The 19,161-nt window shown below is 66.7% G+C and carries 11 protein-coding genes, 1 other RNA gene and 5 pseudogenes; 13 read left to right on the top strand and 4 right to left on the bottom strand.

The window, feature by feature from the left end:
• From LRS08_RS19955 to LRS08_RS19900, 12 genes and pseudogenes are all read left to right on the top strand, one after another.
• Positions 1 to 1,703 (top strand): annotated as a pseudogene (locus LRS08_RS19955) (electron transfer flavoprotein-ubiquinone oxidoreductase); the annotation flags it as partial.
• A 136-nt stretch (positions 1,704 to 1,839) separates the two neighbouring features.
• The gene (locus LRS08_RS19950) at positions 1,840 to 3,129 is read left to right on the top strand and encodes a lipopolysaccharide assembly protein LapB (protein ID WP_260481165.1); all 1,290 of its coding nucleotides are present in this window, start codon (positions 1,840 to 1,842) and stop codon (positions 3,127 to 3,129) included.
• Between the two features lie 138 nt (positions 3,130 to 3,267).
• Positions 3,268 to 4,099, top strand: a pseudogene (locus tag LRS08_RS19945) (4-(cytidine 5'-diphospho)-2-C-methyl-D-erythritol kinase).
• 175 nt (positions 4,100 to 4,274) lie between these two features.
• The gene (locus LRS08_RS19940) at positions 4,275 to 5,003 is read left to right on the top strand and encodes an enoyl-CoA hydratase/isomerase family protein (protein WP_260481164.1); all 729 of its coding nucleotides are present in this window, start codon (positions 4,275 to 4,277) and stop codon (positions 5,001 to 5,003) included.
• Positions 5,000 to 5,731, top strand: a complete 732-nt coding sequence (locus LRS08_RS19935) for an N-formylglutamate amidohydrolase (RefSeq protein WP_257846166.1) — start codon at positions 5,000 to 5,002, stop codon at positions 5,729 to 5,731. Before LRS08_RS19940 ends, LRS08_RS19935 begins: the two co-directional genes overlap by 4 nt.
• 7 nt (positions 5,732 to 5,738) lie before the next feature.
• A pseudogene (gene ilvD / locus LRS08_RS19930) lies at positions 5,739 to 7,461 on the top strand (dihydroxy-acid dehydratase).
• 19 nt (positions 7,462 to 7,480) lie between these two features.
• The gene (locus LRS08_RS19925) at positions 7,481 to 7,852 is read left to right on the top strand and encodes a hypothetical protein (RefSeq protein WP_257845562.1); all 372 of its coding nucleotides are present in this window, start codon (positions 7,481 to 7,483) and stop codon (positions 7,850 to 7,852) included.
• Positions 7,849 to 8,484 carry a DUF2306 domain-containing protein gene (locus LRS08_RS19920; protein ID WP_260481163.1) on the top strand — a complete coding sequence of 212 codons (636 nt, stop codon included), beginning with the start codon at positions 7,849 to 7,851 and terminating at the stop codon, positions 8,482 to 8,484. The genes LRS08_RS19925 and LRS08_RS19920 overlap by 4 nt, the downstream gene beginning before the upstream one ends.
• A gap of 17 nt (positions 8,485 to 8,501) precedes the next feature.
• Positions 8,502 to 8,899: RNase P RNA component class A (gene rnpB, locus LRS08_RS19915), an RNA gene on the top strand.
• Between the two features lie 70 nt (positions 8,900 to 8,969).
• Positions 8,970 to 9,497, top strand: coding sequence for a tetratricopeptide repeat protein (locus LRS08_RS19910; protein WP_260481162.1), 528 nt, complete (start codon positions 8,970 to 8,972; stop codon positions 9,495 to 9,497).
• The gene (locus LRS08_RS19905) at positions 9,406 to 11,022 is read left to right on the top strand and encodes a tetratricopeptide repeat protein (protein ID WP_260481161.1); all 1,617 of its coding nucleotides are present in this window, start codon (positions 9,406 to 9,408) and stop codon (positions 11,020 to 11,022) included. The genes LRS08_RS19910 and LRS08_RS19905 overlap by 92 nt, the downstream gene beginning before the upstream one ends.
• Positions 10,980 to 13,517: a CHAT domain-containing protein gene (locus LRS08_RS19900; RefSeq protein ID WP_260481160.1), complete on the top strand. Its 2,538-nt coding sequence runs from the start codon at positions 10,980 to 10,982 to the stop codon at positions 13,515 to 13,517. Before LRS08_RS19905 ends, LRS08_RS19900 begins: the two co-directional genes overlap by 43 nt.
• Positions 13,518 to 13,526: 9 nt before the next feature.
• On the opposite strand, the pseudogene LRS08_RS19895 reads toward LRS08_RS19900, so the two are convergent.
• Positions 13,527 to 14,891, bottom strand: a pseudogene (locus LRS08_RS19895) (class II 3-deoxy-7-phosphoheptulonate synthase).
• A gap of 364 nt (positions 14,892 to 15,255) precedes the next feature.
• Here LRS08_RS19895 and LRS08_RS19890 point away from each other — a divergent pair.
• Positions 15,256 to 15,672 (top strand): hypothetical protein, encoded by a 417-nt coding sequence (locus LRS08_RS19890; RefSeq protein ID WP_257845567.1) that lies wholly within the window; start codon positions 15,256 to 15,258, stop codon positions 15,670 to 15,672.
• Positions 15,673 to 15,675: 3 nt separating this feature from the next.
• On the opposite strand, the pseudogene LRS08_RS19885 reads toward LRS08_RS19890, so the two are convergent.
• The 3 genes and pseudogenes from LRS08_RS19885 to LRS08_RS19875 form a co-directional block, all read right to left on the bottom strand.
• Positions 15,676 to 17,185: pseudogene (locus tag LRS08_RS19885) on the bottom strand (anthranilate synthase component I family protein).
• A gap of 4 nt (positions 17,186 to 17,189) precedes the next feature.
• The gene (locus LRS08_RS19880) at positions 17,190 to 17,456 is read right to left on the bottom strand and encodes a hypothetical protein (RefSeq protein WP_260481159.1); all 267 of its coding nucleotides are present in this window, start codon (positions 17,454 to 17,456) and stop codon (positions 17,190 to 17,192) included.
• Positions 17,457 to 17,464: 8 nt separating this feature from the next.
• Complete coding sequence (locus tag LRS08_RS19875) at positions 17,465 to 19,135, bottom strand: SurA N-terminal domain-containing protein (protein WP_257845570.1); 1,671 nt, start codon at positions 19,133 to 19,135, stop codon at positions 17,465 to 17,467.
• Positions 19,136 to 19,161: the final 26 nt, after the last annotated feature.

The raw sequence follows: 19,161 nt of genomic DNA, 5'->3' as shown, positions 1-19,161 counted from the left end.
ACGGGAAGTGAGCGAACGCGATCGATGCCCCATGACGTGGTGATCGTGGGCGCAGGGCCGGCGTAGCCTTGCGGCGGCGATCCGGTTGAAACAGTTATGCATTTGCAGCGGGCAAAGCCAGATCGCCGTGCGTGCTCGAAAAAGGGTCCGAGGTCGGCGCGCACATCCCAGTCGGGCGCGGTGTGATCGATCCCAAGGCACTCGACGAACTGCTGCCCGACTGGCGCGAGACCGGCTGTCTGCTGGCGCAGGTGCCGGTGACCGACAACCAGCACTGGCTGCTGTCGAAGACGGGCAAATGGGCGATCCCGCACTTCATCACCCCCAAGTTCATGCACAATGAGGGACGTACACCGGGAGTCTTCGCTATCTTCACCCGCTGGCTCGCGGAGCAGGCTGAGGGCCGGGGGTCGAGATTTTCCCAGGCTTTGTTGCCGCCGAGATCCTCTACAATGAGGATGGGTCGGTGAAGGGCGTCGCAACCGGCGACATGGGCGTGGCGCGCGACGGTACGCGCAAGCACGACTATCAGCCCGGCCTAGAGCTGCACGCGCGCTACACGTTGTTCGGTGAGGGCGTGCGCGGGCATCTGTCGAAGCAGATCCAGCGCCAGTTCAACCTTTGCGAGGGTGTCGAGCCGCAAATCTATGGCCTGGGCGTCATGAACATTGGGGACATCGATCCCGAACTGCACGAGCCGGGCCGGGTGATCCATACCCAGGGCTGGCCGCTCAACGAGACCGCCGGGTCGAATGGCGGGGGTTCCTGTACCATCAGGCCAATGGACAGGTCGCGCTCGGGTTCGTGACCTGGCTCAATTACTCTCCAACCCCTATCTGTCGCCGTTCCAGGAGATGCAGCGCTGGAAGACCCATCCGGCGATCGCCAAGATCCTCAAGGGCGGCAAGCGCGTCAGCTACGGCGCGCGCGCGATCAGCGATGGCGGATTGCAGTCGATCCCGAAGCTGGTGTTCCTCGGCGGCGCACTGATCGGCGACAGCGCGGGCTTCCTCAATGTGCCGCGGATCAAGCGGCACGCATGGCGCGATGAAGAGCGGCATGATGGCGGCCGAAGCTGCGTTCGCGGCGGTTGCGGCGGACCGGTCGGGCGACGAGCTGACCGCTTATCCGGAAGCGTTCGAGGCGAGCTGGCTGTACAAGGAACTCAGCGTCGTCCGGAACGTCGTGCCGCTGGTCAAGAAGTTCGGCGATCTGGTCGGGTCGGGCTCGCCAACGTCACGATGTTCCTGGAGAGCTGGGGCGTCAAAATGCCCTTCACGATGGGCCACAAGCCCGATCATGAGAGCCTGTGGCGCAAGGATCTGGTCCAGCCGATCGACTATCCCAAGCCCGATGGTGTGCTGACCTTTGACCGCCTGTCGTCGGTGTTTCTGTCGAACACCAACCATGAGGAGGACCAGCCGGTCCACCTGACGCTGAAGGATCCCGATATCCCGGTCGAATATGATCTGCCGATGTACGACGAGCCGGCGCAGCGTTATTGCCCGGCGGGCGTTTACGAGATCGTCGGCGAGGATGTGGGCGATCCGAAGTTCGTGATCAACGCGCAGAATTGCGTCCACTGCAAGACCTGTGACATCAAGGACCCGACGCAGAACATCAACTGGGTCGTCCCCGAGGGCGGCGGAGGTCCGAACTATCCCCAATATGTAAGCATCTCGTCCTGCCCGCCGCGGCGTTAGCGGTCCTGTTGCCGGGGGCGGCACGTGCCGATCTGGGTGCCTATGTGAAGCGCGCGCGGCGGCGGCGGACGGCGCGGTCGATGCTGCGGCGGCGGGCTATGCTGCGGCACTGGCGGCGGCACCGGGCGATGAGGTGGTGGCGATCCGCGCCTATCGCAATGCACTGGCGGCGGGCGATCTGGCGCTGGCGCGGCGCGCCGCGGCGGTGCTTGTCCGGTCGGACGTTGCGCCGCCCGATACCGCGATCCTCGCCTTCGCTGATGCGATTAAGGCAAAGAACAAGCTTGCCGCCGACGATGCGCTGGGGCGGATCGGGGCGGGGCCGCTGGATTTCCTCAGCCCGGTTCTGCGCGCATGGATCGCGTTCGATCGCGGCGGCGATCCGTTCCCGGTCCTCGACAATGCGACCGAAAGCGGGCTGAGCCGCCGCTACATCGCCGAGCATCGCGCGCTGCTGTTGCTGGCCTCGAACCGGCGCGAGGAAGGGCTGGCGGCGCTGCGCGCGGCGATGGGAGCCGACCCGGGAAGCATCGACCTGCGCTGGAATGCGGCGAGCCTGCTCGCGGGGATTGGTGAGCGGCGTGTGGCGTTGGAATTGCTGGCGGGAGACGACCCGACCATGGCGGGATTGCGCAGCGGACTGGTCGCGGTACGGCCGGGCGCGGCGTTCGGCACCAGCCGGTTGCTGACGCGGCTCGCCGCCGATCTTCAGGGGCAGGAGACGCAGGTACTGGCGATCCTGCTTGCACGATCCGCGCTGTCGCTCGAACCGGGCGACGATCGCGCGCGATTGCTTCTGGCTGCGGCGCTGAGCGAGGAAAGTGCGTTCGACCGTGCGCAGCTGGTGCTTGGGACAATCAAGCCCGCCAGCCCGTTCTACGGCGCTGCGGTGGCGGAGCGGGATCGAGCTGCGCCGCAAGCAGGGGGATCGGCGCAGGCGCTGGCGCTCGCAGGGTCGCTGGCGACGGCACGCGGAGCGAGTGAGCGCGATCTGCGCCGCTATGCCGATATCCTGTCCGATCAGGGGCGCGATGCGGAGGCGGCGAAGCTCTATGCCGACGCGTTGGCGCGCGCCGGGGCGGCGGCGAATTGGGTCCATTATCTCCAGCTTGGCGGCTCGCTCGAGCGGGCCGGCGACTGGGCGGCGGCGCTGCCGCATCTGCGCAAGGCCGTCGAACTGGCACCCGACGAGCCGGTGGCGCTCAACTATCTGGGCTATGCCCAGGTCGAGCGCGGGGGAGAATCTGACCGAGGCGGTGGTACTGCTCGAACGCGCCAGCCGGTTGCGGCCCGACGATCCGGCGATCACCGATTCGCTCGGCTGGGGCTATTATCGCAGCGGCGACCTTGCGCGCGCGCTCCCGCTGCTCGAGCGCGCGGCGCAGGGCCAGCCGTCGAGCGTTACGATCAACGAGCATCTGGGTGATGCCTATTGGCGCGCCGGGCGGCGGTTCGAGGCACGCTATGCCTGGCGCGCGGCGTCTCTGTATGCCGAGGGTGAGCAGAAGGCGCGGCTGGCGACCAAGCTCGCGGACGGCGTCGTGGTAAGGACGGCGGCAAACTGATCCTGATCGAGTCCGCTCCGGCCAAGCTCAACCTGGCGCTGCATGTGCGGCGGCGGCGGGACGATGGCTTTCACGAGTTGGAGACACTGTTCGCGTTCGTGCGCGACGGCGATGTCGTTCGGCTCGACCCGGATGGCGAAGGTTTCGAGGTCGAAGGGCCGTTCGGCGCTGCGCTGAGCGGGGAGGGGGACAACCTCGTGACCCGTGCGCGCGATGCGTTCGGCGCGACGTTCGGGGTGGCGACGCCGGGGCGGATCATTCTCGACAAGCGCCTGCCGGTGGCGTCGGGGCTGGGCGGTGGATCGGCTGATGCGGCGGCGACGTTGCGGCTGTTGGCAAGGCGTGCTGGGGTAGCGATCAATGATCTGCGCCTGTTCGCGGTGGCGGATGCGTTGGGATCGGATGTTCCTGCGTGCCTGTACGGGCGCAGCGCGATCGGGACCGGGCGGGGCGAGCAGCTCGAATGGATCGACGGCGCGCCGGGCGTGCCGGTTCTGCTGGTCAACCCGGGGGTGGCGGTGCCGACCGGTGCGGTATTTGCGGCTTGGGATGGTGTGGACCGGGGGCCGGTGCCGGACGCTGAGAGCCTGATCGAGCGGGCGAGGGCTGGGCGCAACGACTTGTATCCGCCCGCGCTGACCGTCGCGCCGCAGATCGCAGACACGGTGAAATGGCTGGAGGCGCAGGCCGGCGCAGAGCTGTGCCGCATGTCCGGTTCGGGGGGCGACCTGCTTTGCGACCTTTGCCGATGCAGCGGCGTGCCATGCGGCGGCAGAGCGACTGGTGGCTGAGCAGCCGGGCTGGTGGTGTCTCGAAACGGTGCTGTCGTGACAGGTCGCTGCCCCGTTTCGGGACGCGCCGCCGCCCTCGCGGCACCGCAGCGGAGGGGCGGCCCATTTGGCCCCGAACTTGCTCAAGGGACATTGCGGGTCATGCGCCGGGAGCGAGACGCCCGTGGGTGGCCCCCGTCTTCGGACGGGCGCCATCCCCGCCCCGCGGGGCGCAGATGATCCACCTTCAGTTCCATGAGGCGACCGCGCTGCTGACCCTCGACCGGGGCGGCGCGCGCAACGCGCTGGCGATCGCAGCGTGGGATGCGATCGCGGATGCGACCGCATTGGTCGCCGCCAGCGATGCGCGGGTGCTGATCATCGAGTCGGCGATGCCCGGGATGTTCTCCGCTGGGGCAGATCTTTCCGAGTTTTCGGCGCTGGTCCGCGACCCGGCGATGCGCACCCGCTTCCGCACCGCGATGGCGCGGGGGATCGAGGCAGCCGCGGCATTGCCGGTTCCCGTGATCGCCGCCGTCGATGGCGGGTGTTTCGGTGCGGCGGTCGCGCTGACCCTGGCGTGCGACATTGTGGTAGCGGGGGACGCGGCGCTCTTCGCGACGACCCCGGCCAGGCTCGGCATCGGCTACCCCGCGACCGATGTTGCACGGCTGCGCGAACGAGTCGGGGCCGGACAGGCGGCGCGGATGCTGTTTACCGGCGACCGAATCGACGCGGACGAGGCCGCGCGGATCGGCTTGGCGCATCGCCGGGTGGCGGATGCCGACGGTGAAGCGCGCGCGATGGCCGAAATGATCGCCGCCAATGATCCCGACGCGGTACGGATGCTCAAGGCGGTTCTGCGCGATCCCGGCGATCCGGCGCATGACCGGTCCTTCGAAGACGCCTTCGGATCGTCCGGCTTTGCCGAGCGACTCGAAGCCTTTCTGGGCGGCAAGAGATGAACGTCGTCGAGCGCATCGAAGGCAGCGGCGATATGCTGATCCTGTGCGATCATGCCAGCAACCATGTGCCCGCCGATATCGACCTTGGTATCGACCCCCAATTGCTCGACAAGCATATCGCGATCGACATCGGTGCGGCGGCGGTGAGCCGCGGGCTGGCGAAGCTTCTGGACGCGACCGCGATGCTCGCCACGGTCTCGCGGCTGGTGATCGACCTGAACCGTGAGGCCGATGCGCTGGGCCTCATCCCGCACGCCAGCGATGGCCACGCGATCTCCGGCAATGACGGTGCCGACCGGGTCGCACGAATCGCCCGCTTCCACGCACCCTATCACCGCGCCATCGCTGCGCAGGTCCGGACGCAGCGCCCGGCGCTGATCGTGTCGGTCCACAGCTTTACCCCCGCGCTGGAAAGCGGGTTCGTCGCACCCCGCCCATGGGAAGTCGGCATCCTCTACAATCGCGATGCCCGCGCGGCGCTGCCAGCGGTCGACTGGTTAACCCGCCAGGGGCATGTGACCGGCGATAACGAGCCCTATTCGGGCCGCCTGCTCAACGCGACGATGAACCGCCACGCCGAGGCGACCGGGACGCCCTATCTGGGCATCGAAATCCGCAATGATCTAATCTCCGATGACGCCGGCGTGACGATGTGGTGCGAAATTCTACGAAATTTAGTAACATTTGTGCGCAATCCGCTTGCGCAGGGGTGGCTTGCAGCGACATAGGCGCCGCATGACCGACCGTTTCGACAAGTCCCGCCTGCCCTCGCGCCACGTCTCCGTCGGCCCCGAGCGCGCCCCCGCACCGCAGCTATTATTACGCCATGGGGCTCAGCGAAGAGGAAATCGCCCGCCCGTTCGTCGCGCTCGCCAGCGCGGGCAATGACAGCGCGCCGTGCAACACGACGCTCGACGCGCAAGCCGATGCCGCGCGCAAGGGCGTGAATGACAATGGCGGGATGCCGCGCCGTTTCAACACGATCACCGTGACCGACGGCATCGCGATGGGGCATCAGGGGATGAAATCCTCGCTGGTCAGCCGCGAGGTGATCGCCGACTCGGTCGAGCTCAGCGTTCGCGGCCATTGCTATGATGCGCTGGTGGGCTTTGCCGGGTGCGACAAGTCGCTGCCGGGCATGATGATGGCGATGCTGCGCCTCAATATCCCGTCGATCTTCGTCTATGGCGGGTCGATCCTGCCCGGCCGCTATCAGGATCGCGACGTTACCGTGGTCGATGTGTTCGAGGTGGTGGGCAAGTTCGCCGCCGGCACCTGTCCGATCAGCGAAGTCCATGCGCTCGAGAAGGTCGCATGCCCCGGTCACGGCGCATGCGGCGGCCAGTATACCGCCAACACCATGGCGTGCGTCGGCGAGGCGATCGGACTGTCGCTGCCCAACAGCAACATGGTCCCTGCGCCCTATACCAGCCGCGAGCAGATCGCGGTTGCGGCGGGCTATCAGGTGATGGAGCTGCTCGAGCGGAACATCCGCCCGCGCGACATCTGTACGCGCGAAGCGTTCGTCAACGCCGCGCGGATCGTGGCGGCGACCGGCGGTTCGACCAACGCCGCGTTGCACCTCCCCGCCATGGCGAGCGAGGCGGGGATCGAGTTCGACCTGTTCGACGTCGCCGAGGTCTTCAAATCAACGCCTTATGCCGCCGACCTCAAGCCCGGTGGCAAGTATGTCGCAAAGGATATGTACGAAGCTGGCGGCGTCTACATGCTGATGAAGACCATGCTCGCCAATGGCTTGCTCTACGGCGATTGCATGACCGTGACCGGCAAGACGCTGGGCGAGAATATCGATCAGGTCACGTGGAACCCGGACCAGAAGGTCATCTACGACGTCAAGACCCCGATCACGCCCACCGGCGGCGTTGTCGGCCTGCGCGGCAGCCTCGCGCCCGATGGCGCGATCGTGAAGGTCGCCGGCATGAGCCGCCTGGTCTTCGAAGGCCCGGCGCGCTGCTTCGATTGCGAGGAGGATGCGTTCGCGGCGGTCGAGGCGCGGTCGATCCTTGAGGGTGAGGTCGTCGTGATCCGCTATGAAGGGCCGAAGGGCGGCCCCGGCATGCGCGAGATGCTGTCGACCACCGCCGCGCTCTATGGCCTGGGCATGGGCGAGAAGGTCGCGCTGATCACCGATGGGCGCTTCTCGGGCGCGACGCGCGGCTTCTGTATCGGCCATGTCGGACCTGAAGCGGCCGAGGGCGGGCCGATCGCGCTGGTCGAGGATGGCGACACGATCCGCATCGATGCCGAGGCGGGGACGATCGACCTGCTCGTCGCCGAAGACGTGCTGGCCGCGCGCCGCGCCGCCTGGCAGCCGCGCACCAACGACTATCAATCGGGCGCTCTGTGGCGCTATGCGCAGAATGTCGGACCTGCCTATAAGGGCGCGGTAACGCATCCGGGGGCAAAGTCCGAAACGCATGTATTTGCGGATATCTAGAGTTTTGGGGGCGACGGCGTTGATTGCGGTCGCCGCCTGCGATCCCGGCCCGGTCAAGACCAAGGCGGATCACGTCAAGGACGCGCGCGCGCAAGCGGCGCGTGACGAAGCCGAGGGGCGGATCCCCTGCGCGCTGGGCGGTGGCGATGACTTTTCCACGCGCTGCACGATCGACCGCGCGCAGACGCAGGACGGGCTGATACTGACGATCCGCCACCCCGATGGCGGGTTCCACCGGCTGCGCGTCACGCGCGACGGGCGCGGGGTGATCGCCGCTGATGGCGCGCAGGCGGCGGCGGTGACGATCATCGACAAGGACGCAATCGAGGTGGCGATCGACGACGCACGCTATCGGCTGCCCGCGACGGTGAAGGGTGCGCGCAAGAGGTGAACGCCGCGAGACGATGGGGCTGGGCGCTGTTCTGGCTGGTCGTGGCGGCCGCAGCTGCCTGGTTCCTGAGCGACTCGTTCCGATTCATCGCGACGCGCGAGGTGCCGACCGGCGAGACGTTTTGGGGGCGTCGCATCTGGTATTTCGCGCATGTTGCGCTGGCCATTCCCGTGCTTCTGATCGCACCGGTTCAGTTCGCGGCGACGGTGCGCGGGCGCTGGCCATGGCTGCATCGCGCGCTTGGCCGGGCCTATCTCATCGCATCGCTGCTCGCCGGGCTGTTCGCGCTGCATCTTGGCAGCAGCATCGCAGCGCAGGAGACGCAGGTGCCCCTGACGCTGTTCGCAGCCGTGTGGATCGGATTCGTCGTGGTGGCGTGGCAGGCGGCGTGTCGGCGACGGTTCGACCTGCATCGCGGCTTCGTCATACGGGCGACCGCGATTGCGCTGTCGTTCGTGTGGCTGCGGATGATGGCGGCGGGGGAGGGTGCGTTGTTGGGCTTTATCGAGAATTCGGAACTGCGTGCGGCGACGCGGGGGTGGCTGAGCTTCGTCCTGCCGCTGCTGGTAGCGGAAGTGTGGTTGTCGTGGTGGCCGGCTGCAAAGCCGCTATTTGCACCGCGCCGGGATTGAGCCTATCGCAGCCGACGCCAGAGGGCCGGGCGGCCGCGTTGCATGAAGATGCACCGAGGAAAGTCCGGGCTCCACGGAAACACGGTGCCGGGTAACGCCCGGCGGTCCCGGTTCGCCGGGGTCAGGGAAAGTGCCACAGAGAGCAGACCGCCCACTGGTCTTCGGACTGAGGGCAAGGGTGAAAGGGTGCGGCAAGAGCGCACCGCGCGACCGGCAACGGAAGCGGCACGGCAAACCCCACCGGGAGCAAGATCGAATAGGGACCGCATATGGGGAGTTCCGCCCCGCGGTCCGGGTTGATTGCTTGAGCCCCCCATGCAAATGTGGGCCTAGAGGAATGGTCGCCTATCGCGCGCACCTCCCTTGCGGGAAAGGGCCGCGTGGACAGAACCCGGCTTACAGGCCCTCTGGCAACTGGTTTCGTCTGAATTGAAAGGCTTGTCACGGCATCTCCCACTGGGGGATAAGAGGGTGGAGGCGGATCCATGGCACGCGGCATCCTCTTTGGCACCGGCGTCTCGATCGCGGCGTTGATCTGCGGTCATGCAGAGGCGCGTGACGGCGATTTGCGCAGGGCGTGCGCGCAGGAAGCGCGGCTGCCCACCCCTGATGACAAGACTGGCGTGCAGTTCGACGACATGGTCGCCGAGCGCGCGATCGAACTGTGTCGCCGCGCGCTGGAGGCGCATCCGCGCGACGCTGCAGTCATGGCCAATCTCGGCCGTGCCTTCAGCAAGGCCGGGGATAGCAAGGCGGCGCTGAGCCTGATCGAACGTGCGGCGGCGGCGGGCAGTCTTCAGGCAGTGAACACGCTCGCGTCGATGTATGAGACCGGCAATGGCGTGCCCAACGACCCGGCTCGCGCCTTCGCGCTGGCCAAGTCGGGGGAGAGGGGGGCGCAACATCTGGCTGCTGGGGCGGTTGGCGGAATATTATCTGAATGGCACCGGCACGCCGAAGAATGTCGAGGCGGCGATCGCCACCTATGTTCGTGCCGCCGACCTTGGCCATGATGGCGCGGCGAAGGCGCTGGCGGATCACTACCGGTTCGGGACCAGCGGAGTGACCAAGGATCTGGCGCTCGCCCGCAAATGGTATCAGCGGGCGATGGAGCTGGGAGAGGCCGACGCCATCGTGGCGCTCGGCTATATGGCGGAGATGGGTCTTGACGGCCCGAAGGATCCGGTTGAGGCGCGGCGGCTCTACAAGCTCGGTGCCGATCGCGGATCGGGTTGGGGCGCGGAGAATTACGCGATCCTGCTTCAGGTCGGCAAGGGCGGCGCCAAGGACGAAAAGGGCGCTGCGGACTATATGCGTCTGGCGGTCGATCGTGGGCAGACCGGCGCGATGCGGCGGCTGGGCACCTATTATCGCGACGGGATCGGCCTGGAGCGCGACACCCAGATGGCGATCGCCTGGTACCGCAAGGCGGCGGATGCCGATGATTCCGACGCGATGGTCGAACTGGGCGACATGACAACCAACGGGCGGGGGATGCCGCGCGACGAGCTTGCAGGGCGCGAATGGTACCGCAAGGCGGCAGAGGCCGGGAACGGGGCCGGCATGCGGAAATTGGCGCTCGGGCTCGCGTCGAGCGAGTTCACCGGCGTCCCGAGCGACAATCCCGCCGCGATCAGATGGTATCACAAGCTCGCCGAGACCGACGATCCCGAGGATGCTGCCTTTGCCGCCGACGCGTTGGCCGAGGGCAAGGCGGTGCCGATGGACCTCAAATCGGCGCGCAAATATTATGAGAAGGCCGTTGCCGCCGATGTCGCCGATACCGCGCGGCCGCTGGTCGAAACGGTGTTGCGCGACAATCCCGGCGAGGCCGAGCGTGCCTACGCACTGAAAATACTGATCGAGCGCGCAGAGAAGGGCGAGGGCTGGGCGCTCGCGGCATTGGCGCACCCTGGACCGATGATCGACGCAGCCCGGCTCGAAATTGATAGTGCCGCCTGGCGCGCGAAGGTCGCTGCGTTGACCGACCCCAAGGTGCTGACCGACGTTGCCAAGGCCCTGCAGTCGGGCAAGCTGGCGAAGCAGCAATTCGGGTTGGCGGTGCAATATGCCAAGGCGGCGAGCGACCCGTCGGTGGCCAAGGAATATCAGCTCAAGCTGATGATGGATCTTCGGTTGCAGGAGGCAGCGCAGCGCGAACTCGTCCGCTACGCCGAAACCGATGAGTTCAAGGCATTGCCCGAGGAGCGGCGCACAGTCTTTCTCGCGCAGTTCGATACGCCGTACATGTTCAACTTCAACGGCGATGCGTCGCATATTCCGACCTTTGCCGCGCTTGCGAATCTCGGGATGAAGGAGGCGGCTGCCAAATATGCGTGGCGGTTGCTCGACGACGGCAAGGGGGATTCTGCCGCAGCGATGAAGTGGTTCGTGATCGCCGCCGAGCGCGGATCGGCCGATGCGCAGCGGGCGATCGGCTATCTCCACTCCAAGGGGTTCGGCGTCGACAAGAGCGCGGTCAAGGCGGTGCGGGCGTGGGAGGATGCCTATCGCAGGGGGAGGGCTATGCGGCACTGAGCCTGGCGCTCTATTACAAGGGCGATCTGGAGTTTACCGAAGCGGAACTGGCAGGAGCGCCGCAACGTGACGCTGCGCAGGCGTTCGAATGGATGCAGCGCGCGGCGTCGGCAAGCTTTGCCAATGCCGTGCTGCTCGCGCGGATGTACCTGGCCGGCGACGGTACCAAAGCCAATCCGAAGGAAGCGATCCGCTTGCTGCGCTGGGCGGTGCATTGCGGTGATTACAGCGCGCGAGTGGCGCTCGGAGAGGCGTATCTCCACGGCTCCGGCGTAGCGAAAGACCCGGACATGGCGCTGCGCTGGTTCAAGCACGCGGCAGGCTCGGGCTGGAGCGGCGGCGCGGTGGCGATGGTGCGCGCGTCTGCGCTTGGCTGGGGGATGAAGCCCGACATCAAACAGACCCGCTTGTGGCTCGCCGAAGCGGTACGGCGTGGCAGCGACGACGCGAAAAAATGGCAGGAAGCGTGCGGAATTCAGGCCACGATCAAGTGTCTGGTGAAGATCGAGGGCTTTACCCCGCTGCCGATCGGCCCAGAAACCGAGGGCATTGCGCCTGAACCGACATTCGCGGCGCGTGAGGCGACGCTCAAGAAGGAACTCGACGCCGCGGTCGAGAATGGCTCCGAATTCGCGGTGTTCGAAGGGTTTCGCGGGCTCGAGGAACATTATCTCCTCTTCGGAGAGATGGACCGGTATCTCGCGACCAAGGTCCGTTCGCTGGCGATCAAGGAAGCCGCGCTGACCAACCGGTTCGGCAGCCGCGACAATTATTTCGCGCTGATCGAATCTTCGTGCCACTGGTCGAGCGCGGCCAAGGAGGCGAGTGGCGGCGGACGGCGCGAGGCGGCGCTGTTCTTCGCCAAGGTCGCGGTCAACAAATTGCAGGACGCGCGCAAGCGGATCGCCGACCTCGATCCGTCGATCCGCGAATGCTTCATCCGCGTGCATCAGGACCGCTATCGCTACCTCGCCGGCATCTTCATGGAGATGGGGCGGTTCGGTGAGGCCGAGCATGTGCTGGCGATGCTCAAGGATTTCGAGAGCTACAACTATACTCGCGACCGGCGGCGAGAGGGCGAAGCCTTCGAGCAGATGCCGCTCGATGCCAAGCAGACACAGAGCATCGCAGCGTTCGAAGCCGCGACGACCGCGCTCGCAGAGGCCGGAGCCGCGCGTGACCGGTTGATCGCGCTTCAGCAGAAGGGGGCGCTAAGCCCGGAGCAGCAGCAGAAGCTGGCTGCGGCGACGACGGCTCTGGGGGCGGCGCAGACAGCGTTCCGTGGCGAACTGGGCGAACTGGCCGATGTCGTCGCCGGGCTGGATGCTGCCGTGACGCAGGATCAGGCAGCAAAAGCGGATCGCGTCGCGTCGATCCAGCCCCGCCTCATTTCAACCGTCCGGCGATTGGGGAAGGACGTCGCCGCGCTGCACGCCGTCGTGCTGCCCGACAGGATTCATTGGCTGCTGACCACAGCCAATTTCCAGAAGACGATTGTCGTGCACGTCGACACTACCGCGGTGCGCAAGGATATCGGCCTGTATCGTCAGGCGATCAGCGACAAGGCGGTGTTCATCACCGATCCCGCGTCGAAGCTGTACAGATCGATGTTCGAGCCGGTGGACAGAGCGCTGCGCGCCGCCGGGATCAGCCGGGTCATGCTCTCGCTCGACGATGCGTTGCGCTATCTGCCGATGGCGGCACTGCACGACGGCAAGGACTGGCTGGCGAAACGCTATGCGTTCAGCGCCTTCCGATCGATCGATGAGGTGCAGACCGGCCCCTCCGACGCGAAATCATGGCGTGTCGCCGCGCTGGGGGCGAGCCAGGGTGGGGCGGGGCTCAGTCCATTACCCGCCGTTCCCGCCGAACTGTCCGGTATTGTCCGTGCCGATGGCACGACGACCGGTGTGTTGCCGGGTGTCGTGAAGCTCGACGCGGCATTCGACCGAACCGCGCTCGGCACCGCAATGGCCGGCGGCTATCGCGTGATCCATATCGCGTCGCACTTCGCGCTCGATCCCGCGAGCGCCGACAAGTCGTTCCTGCTGCTCGGCACGGGCAAGGAGTTGCCGCTGACCGAATTCATCAAGGACGGCAGTTTCACCGCGATCGACGTCGACCTGCTCGCGCTGTCGGCGTGCCAGACCGGCGTGCCAGGCAGCAGTCAGAACGGGTCGGAGGTCGATGCGAGCCTAGCCGAACTGGCGCAAAAGGCCGGCGCGTCGGCGGTGCTGGCCTCGCTTTGGTCGGTGGCGGACGAATCCACCGCAGTGTTGATGCAGCGCTTCTACGCGATCCATGCCAAGGGCGGTACGAGCAAGGCGGAGGCGCTGCGCCAGGCGCAGATCGCACTGATGACTGCTCAGGGAGAGGCGGGCGCCGATCGGGGCGCGGGTCGCGCCGGGCCTGACCAGCCGACTGGACCAGCTGTCACCGGCTACGCCCACCCATTCTACTGGGCGCCGTTCGTTCTGTTGGGGAACTGGCAATAGAGCCGCCGCTCACGCCGCCTTGCGCCGCTCCGCCATCTCCTCATTGAGCATTTCGGCGAGGAGGAACGCCAGCTCCAGGCTCTGACCGGCATTGAGTCGCGGGTCGCAATGGGTGTGGTAGCGGTCTGCAAGGTCATGCTCGCCGATGTCGATCATGCCGCCGGTGCATTCGGTGACGTTCTGTCCGGTCATCTCGGCATGGATTCCGCCGGCATAGGTCCCTTCGGCGCGATGCACGGCAAAGAAGCCGCGTACTTCGGCCAGAATGCGCTCGAACGGGCGCGTCTTGTAGCCGTTGGCCGCCTTGATGACGTTGCCGTGCATCGGGTCACAGCTCCACACGACCGGATGCCCCTCACGCTTCACCGCGCGAACCAGCGCGGGCAGGCCGCTCTCGATCTTGTCATGGCCGTATCGGGTGATCAGCGTCATCCGCCCCGGCGTGCGGGTCGGGTTGAGCGTGTCGAGCAGGCGCAGCAGCGCGTCCGGCTCAAGGCTCGGCCCGCACTTCATCCCGATTGGATTGCCGATGCCGCGGAGGAATTCGACATGCGCCGAATTCTCGAAGCGCGTGCGGTCGCCGATCCACAGGAAATGCGCGCTGGTGTCGTACCAGTCGCCGGTGAGGCTGTCCTGCCGGGTCAGCGCCTGCTCATAGGGCAGGAGCAGCGCCTCGTGGCTGGTGTAGAAATCGGTGCGCTTCAGCTGGGGCACGGTATCGGGGTTGATCCCGCACGCCTCCATGAAATCGAGCGCTTCGCCGATGCGGTCGGCGACGTCGGCGAATTTGTCGGCCCAGGGGCTGCGGCCCATGAAGTCGAGCGTCCATTTGTGGACCTGATGGAGGTTCGCATAGCCGCCGCTGGCGAAGGCGCGCAGCAGGTTCAGCGTCGCCGCCGACTGGGTATAGCCGCGGATCAGCCTCTGGGGGGTCGGGAATGCGCGCTTCGGGGGTGAAGGCGATGTCGTTGACGATGTCGCCGCGATAGCTGGGCAGTTCCACGCCATCGATCGTCTCGGTATCGGCCGAACGCGGCTTGGCGAACTGCCCCGCCATGCGGCCGAGCTTCACCGTCGGGAGTTTCGACGCAAAGGTGAGAACCACCGCCATCTGGAGAATGACGCGAAACGTATCGCGGATATTGTTCGGGTGGAACTCGGCGAAGCTTTCGGCGCAGTCGCCACCCTGCAACAGGAACGCCTCGCCGCGCGATACGCGGGCAAGCTCCTGGGTCAGTGCGCGCGCCTCGCCCGCGAAGACCAGCGGGGAAAGCTGGACAGGGTGTCGGTCGCGGCGGTCAGTGCAGCGGCGTCGGGGTAAACCGGAAGCTGACGCGCTTCGGCCCGGGTCCAGCTGTCGGGTGTCCAGTCCATCGCCTGCTCCAGGTTGCGGACATGGACGTACCAGTCCTGATGATGCGCGATGCCGTTCGCCGCGATCTGGTTGAGCACCGCCGGAGACGCGCGCTTGCCGTCCTCTTCCCAGCCCTGAACCGTCGATCCGGGCGTATCGAACCACGCGCCGAACGCGGCGCGGGACATGGAGCGTTCCTCGCGGAAGCGACGGATTTTGGAACCGGCAAGTGTCGTCATGCGCCGCCCTTACCCCCTGTGGGTAAATAATGGCAAGCGCAATTTTCACCCCACAGGGGTAAATGCCGCACTTCACGGCTGATACAGTTCAGCCGTGCTTCATCTGCGTATGTGCGATAGAGGAAGCGGACCTGTGGAGACCTGTATGATCCGTCCCTTCCTGATCGCAATGCTGGCCGCTGCTCCCGTGCTGGCGCAGGAGGGGGAATCCGCCGGGGCCGGTGCGCCGCCGCAGAAGGTGCGCAGCGTCCTGCTATATGGCGATGAGAGCTGTCCCAAGCCGGAGAGTCCCGATGAGGTCGTGATTTGCGCGCGACCGGGCGATTCGCCGTTCCGGATCCCCAAGGCGCTACGTAAGACCGAGCCGGGACCGGAGGGCACGAGTTGGGTGCGCCGCGCCGAGCTGATCGACGAGGTTAACCGTGCGGTGCTGCCGGGAAGCTGCAACCCGATCGGCAGCTATGGCCAGAGCGGGTGCACCATCCGCATGCTCCAGCAATGGAAGGCCGAGCAGCGGGCGAAGAAGGCCGAAGAGGCAGCTATCCCGGGCGGCGAGGACTGAGCCTTATTGGCCGAACCTGGCTTCGCCGGAACGTGCGGTTGCTTCCCGCGCCGCAGCGAACAGCGCACCTGCCTTCGCCTCGCATTCCCGCTGTTCATAGGCCGGATCGCTGTCAGCGACGATACCCGCGCCAGCGGTGACGTGCATGGTCCCGTCCTTCACGATCGCGGTGCGCAGGACGATACAGCTGTCCATTGAGCCGTCGGGCGAGAAATAGCCGACGCCCCCGGCATAGGGTCCGCGCTGGTCGCGCTCCAGTTCGGCGATGATCTCGCACGCGCGAACCTTGGGCGCGCCGCTGACGGTTCCGGCGGGGAAGCCCGCGAACAACGCGTCGAGCGCATCGGCGTCGAGGCGCAATTTACCCACCACGTTCGACACGATGTGCATGACATGGCTGTAGAATTCGACGGTGTAGCTGTCGGTGACCTTGACCGATCCAGCTTCTGCGACGCGGCCGACATCGTTGCGACCCAGGTCGAGCAGCATCAGGTGTTCGGCGCGCTCCTTTGCGTCGGCGAGCAGGCTGGTTCTGTTCGCTTCGTCCTCCGCGGCGTCCTTGCCGCGGGGACGGGTGCCAGCGATCGGGCGGATCGTCACCTCGTCATCGCGGACGCGGACGAGGATTTCGGGGCTCGACCCGGTCAGCGCGAAGCCGGGCAGATCGAGGAAATAGAGGAAGGGCGACGGGTTGATCCGGCGCAGCGCGCGGTACAGCTCGATCGGCGGCAGCGCGAACGGCGCAGTGAAGCGCTGGGCAAGGACGACCTGAAATATGTCGCCGGCGGTGATGTACTCCTTGGCGCGGGTGACCATCGCCGCATAGTCGGCGGCGGGCACCACCGGCTGGGGCACGATATCCATCGGATCGGTCGCGGCGCGCGGCGGAAGCGGGGCGGAGGCGAGCCGCGCGGCGGTCGCCTCGATCCGGTCGGCGGCTTCCTCGATCAGCCGTTCGGGGTCGCGACCGGGCCAGACCGGCGCCACCACAAACAGCGAATCCGCCAGCCGGTCAAAGATCAGGATCACCGTCGGTCGCACGAAGATCATGTCGGGCAGACCCAGTGCGTCGTTCGCGGCGCGGGGTAGGGGTTTCGACCAGCCCGATCGTGTCGTAACCGAAATAGCCGACCAGGCAGGCGAGGGCGCGGGGCAGTTCCGGCGGCACGTCCATCCGGCACGACTGGACGAGGGCGCGCAGGGCATCGAGCGTCGGGGCTTCGGCGGCGCTGAATGCGTCGCGGTCGGTCAGCCAGTGCGGATTGACCTCCGCCGCTTCGCCATGTGCGCGAAACACCAGATCGGGAGCGAGTCCAAGCAGGCTGTGGCGACCGCGCACCGCGCCGCCCTCTACCGATTCCAGCAGGAAGTCGCCGCGGCCCGGTTCGATCAGCCTGAGCGCGGCGGCGACCGGGGTATCGGTGTCCGCCAGCTGTTTCCGCCAGACCAGGGCCGGGCGGCCATCGGCCAGCGCCGCGCGGGCGGCGTCGAGGCCCTCAATCCCGCCGCGCATCGGATCAATTGCCGCCGGTTGCCTGGCCGCTCAGCTGCGCCTTGAGTGCGGCGATGGCGGCTTCGTTGCGCTTGACCTTCACCGCCTTGCGCGCCGCAGCGGCGAACTGTTCGACATATTCGTTGCCGATCAGCTGGGCGAGGCCGCCCCGGGTCTGGCCGATCAGCGCGGCGTTGCCCTTGGCATTGCCTTCCTCGATATCGTCGAGCCAGACGATCCAGTAGCCGCCGCCTTGAGGTGCCGGGACGGTCTTGGCCCTCTTTTCGGCCATGCTGAACATCAGGCGGACGGGCGGGGGAGCTGATCGCCCATCTGCGACAGCTGTCCGCGCGAGGCGTCGAGTGCTTCGACCGGAGGCAGCTTCAGCCCGCTTTCCTGCATCGCCTGGGCGAGCGGCATGCCCTTGCTCACCTTGGCAAGGATCGCGTTGGCGGCCTTGCGCGCGCCGTCGAGCTGGCGGCTGCGGACCAGGTCGTCGGCGACGCCTGGGCGGATTTCGGCGAGCGGGCGGGGTGCCGCAGCGACGACCTTGTCGGTCTTGACCAGCGCAAAGCCGCCATCGGTGCCGACCGGGATCAGCTGGGGGTCGTCGCTCGGCTCCATGCTGAAGCCGGCCTGGGCGATCTGCGCGAGCATGGGATCGGGTGCGGCTTCGTCGGCGACGGCCGCGCGCCCATCGGCGAACAGCGGCGCGCTGGTCTGCGCGGTCAGCTTTGAACTGGCGACGAGCTCGTCAAAGGTCGAATTGTCGGCGATCTCGCCATCGATCTTGGCGCGCAGATCGGCCAGCGCGGTCTCCAGCTTCGTCTTGGTGATCGCTTCTGCGAGTTCGCCCCGGACCGAGTCCAGCGACTTGCCCGCGACCTGCTCGATCCCCTCGACCCGGACGATATGCCAGCCGAGCGGCGAGCGGAGCGGGCCGACCACAGTGCCCTGAGCCCCGGCAAAGGCGGCGTCCGCGATCGCGGTGCTGCTGGCGCGGGCAAAGGCTGCCTTCTCGGCATTCGGGATGGTCGATGCCTGCAGGCCAGCAGCCTTGGCGGCATCGACCATCGACGCGCCGCCCTTCACCTTTGCAGCGATGCCCTTCGCGGCGTTTTCGTCGGCAACGATGATCTGGGCAAGGTTGCGGCGGGTGCTGGCGGCATATTGCGCAGCATTCTTCCGGTATTCGGCGGCGATCTCCGCCTCGGTCGCTTTGGCGCTTTCCGCAAACTGGGCGGGATCGACCACGGCGTAGCGCACCACGCGGCGTTCGGGCAGCGTGTAGCGGCCCGAGTTCTTCTGGTAATATGCCTGAAGTTCGGCGTCGGTCGGCGGGTTGCCGGGGGCAATCGCGCCGATTGGGACATAGCCGACCGAACCCTTGCGCCGCTCCAGCATCAGCGAGGCATAGGGCAGCGCGAGTTCGACCGGAACCGGGCCGGGGTTCGCGATCGGGCTGATGAGCCACTGAACCAGCGTTTCGCGACGGATATCGGCCCGCACCTGCTCTGCGGTCAGCCGCTGTTCCGCCAGGAGCTGGTCGAAGCGCTGCTGGCTGAACTTGCCGTCGAAGCCCTGAAAGGCGGGGATCGACGCGATCTGGCCGTCGATTGCGGCGGGGGACACCGCCATGCCCTGCTGCGTCGCATATTCCTCCAGCGCCATACCGTCGATGACCTGGTTCAGCACTTGTTCGAACCCGCCGGTACGGACGAACTGCGCCATGTCGAGCATCGGCTGTTGCTGCCGCACCCGCTCCAATGCGTTGCGGAGGCGGTCCTGAAGCTCCTGCTGCGTCAGCTTCTTGTTGCCAACCTGAACCAGCGGGCCGCTGGACGACGGGCCGCCGACGCCAAGATTCTGGACGTCCATCATCGCAAAGCCGACGCCGAGCGCCACCAGCAGCAGCAGGGCAACGATCTTGCCGGGGGTCGAGAAAATGACGCGGCGGAAGTTGGTGAGCATGGAAACCCGCTGAAATGGGAAAGATT

It is taken from the genome of Sphingomonas sp. J315 (genome assembly GCF_024666595.1).
Lineage (GTDB): Bacteria > Pseudomonadota > Alphaproteobacteria > Sphingomonadales > Sphingomonadaceae > Sphingomonas.
This window is presented reverse-complemented; position numbering and strand designations above follow the sequence as displayed.